General features: G+C 79.4%; 5 protein-coding genes. All 5 read left to right on the top strand.

From position 1 onward, the window contains the following. The first annotated feature begins 457 nt into the window (after positions 1–457). Positions 458–1,099, top strand: a complete 642-nt coding sequence (locus tag CS2_RS17715) for a M15 family metallopeptidase (protein ID WP_070320960.1) — start codon at positions 458–460, stop codon at positions 1,097–1,099. After that, on the top strand, positions 1,096–2,328 hold the full coding sequence (alr, locus tag CS2_RS17710; protein WP_217997410.1) for an alanine racemase: 1,233 nt from the start codon (positions 1,096–1,098) through the stop codon (positions 2,326–2,328). The genes CS2_RS17715 and alr overlap by 4 nt, the downstream gene beginning before the upstream one ends. Beyond that, entirely contained in the window at positions 2,325–3,326 is a 1,002-nt protein-coding gene (locus tag CS2_RS17705) for a D-alanine--D-alanine ligase family protein (RefSeq protein WP_070320959.1), read from the top strand. Before alr ends, CS2_RS17705 begins: the two co-directional genes overlap by 4 nt. Beyond that, the gene (locus CS2_RS17700) at positions 3,323–4,426 is read left to right on the top strand and encodes an acyltransferase family protein (RefSeq protein ID WP_233421257.1); all 1,104 of its coding nucleotides are present in this window, start codon (positions 3,323–3,325) and stop codon (positions 4,424–4,426) included. The genes CS2_RS17705 and CS2_RS17700 overlap by 4 nt, the downstream gene beginning before the upstream one ends. Positions 4,427–4,472: 46 nt before the next feature. Further along, the coding region (locus tag CS2_RS17695; RefSeq protein ID WP_217997409.1) for a hypothetical protein at positions 4,473–5,021 on the top strand (549 nt) is incomplete at its 3' end.

The raw sequence follows: 5,021 nt of genomic DNA, 5'->3' as shown, positions 1-5,021 counted from the left end.
CCGGGCGACGCGCCGCCCGGCCGGTCGGACGCGCCGCGCCGGCCGGGACGGGCGGGCGGGTGCTGCGGCGCGGGCGGAACGGGCGGGTGGGTGCACGGCGACCTCCGGTGACGGCCGGCCCGCGGGCCGGCAGGGCGACGGTGGTGCCGTGCGCGCGGGCCCTCGCGCTCCCCCGGCCCGACGTCGCCGTCGACGCCACCCGATGCTGACCGGTCTGTCAGCGTTTCGACGCTACCGATGCCCGGCGCGGCGAGTCAAGGGGTCGCATGACTGCTGACACAGGCCTCCGCCACGGCGCCGGACGGCGCCGTGGCGCGTCCACCCGGGGGCGGATCCGCCACCCGTGGCCCTCGCCGCAGGGGCGGACCGCATCCCCGCCGCGTCCTCCCGGACCCGCGTCCGGCGCGCGACCGCGGGCGGATCCTCGCGACGGCCCCCGCTCCCTAGCGTCGTCACCATGCCCCTGGTCAGCGACCACCCCCTCCTGCTGAGCGACCCCCGCGTCGCCGCCGTCCCCGTGGCCGACCGCGGCGAGCCGCTCGTCCCCGCCGGGATCCGCGCGCTGCGCCCCGGCACGCCCGCGTCGGCGCTGCGCGTGCGCGCGGACGTCGCCCGGCGGCTCGCCGCCGCCCAGCGCGCGCTGCCCGCCGGCCTGCACCTCGCGCTCTCGGAGGGCTGGCGCAGCCCCACGGCCCAGGCGGCGATCGTCGCCAGGTACGCCGCCACGGTCGAGGCCGCGCACCCCGGCGCCGACGCCGCCGAGGTCGCGCGGCTCACGAGCCGCTACGTGTCCCCCGTCGAGGTCGCGCCGCACGTCGCCGGCGCCGCGGTCGACGTGACCCTCGTCGACGACGACGGCGTCGAGCTCGACCTCGGCTGCCCGCTCGACGCGACGCCCGAGGACAGCGACGGCCGCTGCTTCACCGCGGCGCACGTCCCGCCCACGTCGCGCGCGCTGCGCGACACGCTCGCCGCCGCGCTGACCGGCGCCGGCTTCGTCAACTACCCCACCGAGTGGTGGCACTGGAGCCACGGCGACCGCTACTGGGCCCTCGTCACGGGCGCGCCCGCCGCGCTCCACGGCCCGGTCGGCCCGTGATCGCCGACCCACCGGCCGCCGTGCCGCCGGTCACCGGGCGCCCCGTGCTGACCGTGCGGCTCGACGCCGTCGCGCACAACACGCGCGTGCTCGCCGCGCGCGTGCCGCACCTCATGGCCGTCGTCAAGGCCGACGGGTTCGGGCTCGGCGCGGTCGACCTGGCACGCACCGCGCTCGCGCACGGCGCCCGCTCGCTCGGCGTCACGACGCTCGCGGAGGCCGCGGCGCTGCGCGCGGCCGGCCTCACGGCGCCCGTGCTCAGCTGGCTCGACGCGGCGGACGCCGACCTCGACGCCGCCGTGCTCCACACGGTGGACCTCGCGGTGCCCGACGTCGCGCACCTCGACGCCGTGCGCGCGACCGCGCGCCGGCTGGGCCGGGCGGTCGTCGTGCACCTCTACCTGGACTGCGGGACCGCCCGCGACGGCTGCCCGCCCGAGCGGTGGCCCGCGCTGTGCGCCGCCGCGGCCGCCGCCGAGCGCGAGGGCGCCGTGCACGTCGTCGGCGTCATGGGGCACCTCGCGTGCGCCGCCCACCCCGAGGACCCCGAGAACGCCGCCGCCGTGACCCGGTTCGTGCACGGCCTCGCCCAGGCCCGCGCCGCGGGCCTGCGACCGACCCTGCGGCACCTCGCCGCGACCGCCGGCGTGCTCGGCGTGCCGGGCGCCGTGCTCGACCTCGCACGCGTCGGCGCGGGGCTCGTGGGCATCGACCCGAGCGGGCGGTCCACGGCGCTGCGCGACGTCGCGCACGTGACCGCGCCCGTCGTGCAGGTGCGCGACGTGCCCGCGGGCACGGGCGTCGGCTACGACCACACCTACCGCACGCCCGGGCCCACGCGCCTCGCGCTGCTGCCCCTCGGGTACGCCGACGGCCTGCCCGTGGCGGCGTCCGGGCGCGCCGAGGTGCTGCTGCACGGCCGGCGCCGCCCGCTGGTCGGGCGGATCTCGATGGACCAGGTCGTCGTCGACGCGGGCGACCTGCCCGTCGTCGCCGGGGACGTCGCGACCGTCGTCGCCGCCGGACCGCCCGACGCCGACCCCCGCGCCGTACCGACCCCCGACGCCGGCCCGACGCTCGCCGAGTGGGCGCGCTGGTCCGGCTCGCTGCCGCACGAGGTGCTCACGGGCCTCGGCCCGCGCCTCGTGCGGCGCACCGTGCCCGCCGCACCCCTCGCGGCACCCCGCGCCGCCGCGCACCCCGACCCCCACCCCGAGGAGACCCGATGACCACGACCGACGCACCGACCGCACCCGCGACGGACGGCGCACGGCGCACGCGGGTCGCGGTGGTCGGCGGCGGCGCCAACGTCGAGCACGACGTGTCGCTCGCGAGCGCCGCGGCCGCCGCGAGCGCGCTCGCGCCGACGCACGACGTGGTCCGCCTGACGATCGGGCGCGACGGGCGCTGGTCGGTGGACGACGTCGACCTGCCGGTCGACGAGGCGGTCGCCGTGATCGCCGCGTGCGACGTGCTGCTGCCCGCCGTGCACGGCCCGCACGGCGAGGACGGCACGCTCGCGGCGCTGGCCGACGTGATCGGCGTCGCGTGCGTGGGTTCCGGCGTCCGCGCGGGCGCGATCGCGATGGACAAGGCGGTGACGAAGCTCGTCGCGGCCGCCGCGGGGGTCGCGGTCGCCGCGGGGCGCGTCGTGCGGGGCACCGGTCCCGCGCTCGACGGCGTGCCGCTGCCCGCGGTCGTCAAGCCCGTCGCGTCCGGGTCGAGCCACGGCGTGCGGTGCGTGACGACGCGCGACGAGCTCACGGACGCCGTCGAGGCCGCGCTCGCGATCGACCGGAGCGCGCTCGTCGAGGAGGTCGTCGTGGGCCGCGAGGTCGACGTCGCCGTGCTGCGCCGCGCCGACGGCACGACCGTCACGTCCCCGCCGCTGGAGATCCTGCACGCGGGCGCCGTGTTCGACACGACGACCAAGTACGACGGCAGCGCGCGGTTCGTGGTCCCCGCGGCGCTCACGGACGACGAGGCGCGCGCGCTCGCGGACGCGGCGCTCGCCGTGACCGACGCGCTGGGCTGCGACGGCGTGGCGCGCGTGGACTTCTTCCTCACCGCCGACGGGCCCGTGCTCAACGAGGTCAACACGATGCCCGGCATGACCACGCACTCGCAGGTGCCGCGCATGTTCGCGGCGGCGGGCCTGCCGTACGCCGAGCTGCTCGCGGACCTCGTGGCGGGTGCGCTCGCACGGCACCGGGCACCGGCCGCGTGAGCGGCGGCGCGGGCGCCGACGTCGCGGGCGCGCGCGGGGTCCTGACGCGCGGCACCGGCACGGGCGCCGGCGGCGGTGCGCGCGTCGCCGCGTGGGACGCGCTGCGCGGCGTGGCCGTCGGGCTCGTGATCCTGCGGCACGCGTGGCCCGCGGTGTTCCCCGGTGCGGGCGTCGTCGGCGTCGTCATGTTCTTCGCGCTGTCGGGCCACCTCATCACCGGGCTGCTCGTCGACGAGGCCAGCGCGACCGGCCGCGTCGACCTGAGGCGGTTCTGGTGGCGCCGCGTGCGACGGCTCGTGCCCGCGCTCCTGGCGTTCGTCGCGGTGTTCGTGCTCGTGACGCTCACGATCGACCCGCTGGCCGACGTCGGCGACCGGGCCACCCTGCCGCGCACCGTCGCGGTCGCGCTGACCTACACGGCGAACCTGCCGTACGTCGGGCTCGTGGGCGTGAGCCCGGCGATCTACCACCTGTGGACGCTCGCGACCGAGGAGCAGTTCTACCTCGTGTGGCCGTTCGTCGTGCTGCTCGCGGTGCGCGCGCGGCGCACGGTCACGGGCCTGGTCGTCGCGGGCGGCGTCGCGCTCGCGCTCACCGCCGCGACCGTGCTGTGGTTCCGCGACGCGCCCGACGCGGCGTACCCGCTGCCGACGTCGTGGCTCGTGTGCTTCGTCGTCGGGGGCCTGGCGCGCGTCACGCAGGACCGCTGGGCGCGCGCCGCGACGGGCCGCGTCGCGGTCGTCGCCGCGGCCGTGCTGCTGGCCGCGCTGTCGGTCGTCGACGTGCGCGGGCACGCGGCCACGTACCTCGTGGCGGCGCCGGCCGTGTCGGTCGCGACGGTCGTGCTGGTGCACGCGGGCCGTCGGCACGTGCACCTGCCGCGCTGGCTCGCGCCGCTCGTGGCGCTCGGGACCGTGTCGTACGCCGCCTACCTGTGGAACTACCCGCTGACGATGTGGCTGCGCCCCGAGCTCGGCGTGTGGGCGGGCCCCGTCGGCGCCGTGGCGTCGGTGGCCGCCGCGACCGTGAGCTGGTGGCTCGTCGAGCGGCCGGTGCGCGAGCACGGGCGACGCCGGGACGCGGCGGTCGCGCGGCGCTGACGCACCGCCCACACGGGGCCGGTGCGCGGCACGCGACACTGGTGCCGTGCGCACCCGACCCCCGGACCCCGTGTGGCGGCTGCTCGTGCTGCTGTCGGCGACGGTCGCGCCGTGCGCGACGGCCGCGCTGCTCGTGGCGATGGCGCTCAGCGGCGCGGGCGTCGTGCCCGTGGTGGCCGTGGCCGCGGCGGCGGCCGTGCTGCACGTCGCGGCGTGGCGCGCCGACCGGCGGCCCGTCGGCGCGTTCGTCGCGGCCGCGGGGGCGATGGCCGTGCTCGCGCTGGTGCCGATGCCGGGCTGGTCGAGCGGCGTGTGGCTGCCGTCGTCGGCCTGCTACCTGCTGGCGGCGTGGCGGCTGGTCGTCGCCGGGCCGCGCCCGTGGGTGCGCCGCGTGCTCGCGGTCGGGGTCGCGGGCGTGGCGCTGACCGCGGGTGCCTCGGCGCTCCGTGCCCCCGGCGGCACGGACGGCGACGGCGCGGCGGACGACGGCGCGTGGTCGGCGTGGCTGCCGGTGCTCGAGGCCGCGCTGCTGCTGGCCGCGGTCGTGGCCGTGTGGGGCTTCGCGCGGGCCGCCCGCGCGCAGCGCGAGCGCGCG

Origin of the sequence: Cellulomonas iranensis NBRC 101100 = JCM 18110, assembly GCF_001552375.1 — a bacterium.
Classification (GTDB): Bacteria; Actinomycetota; Actinomycetes; order Actinomycetales; family Cellulomonadaceae; genus Cellulomonas; species Cellulomonas iranensis.
Note: the sequence above shows the minus strand (reverse complement) of the source record. Positions and strands in the feature narration are given on the sequence as shown.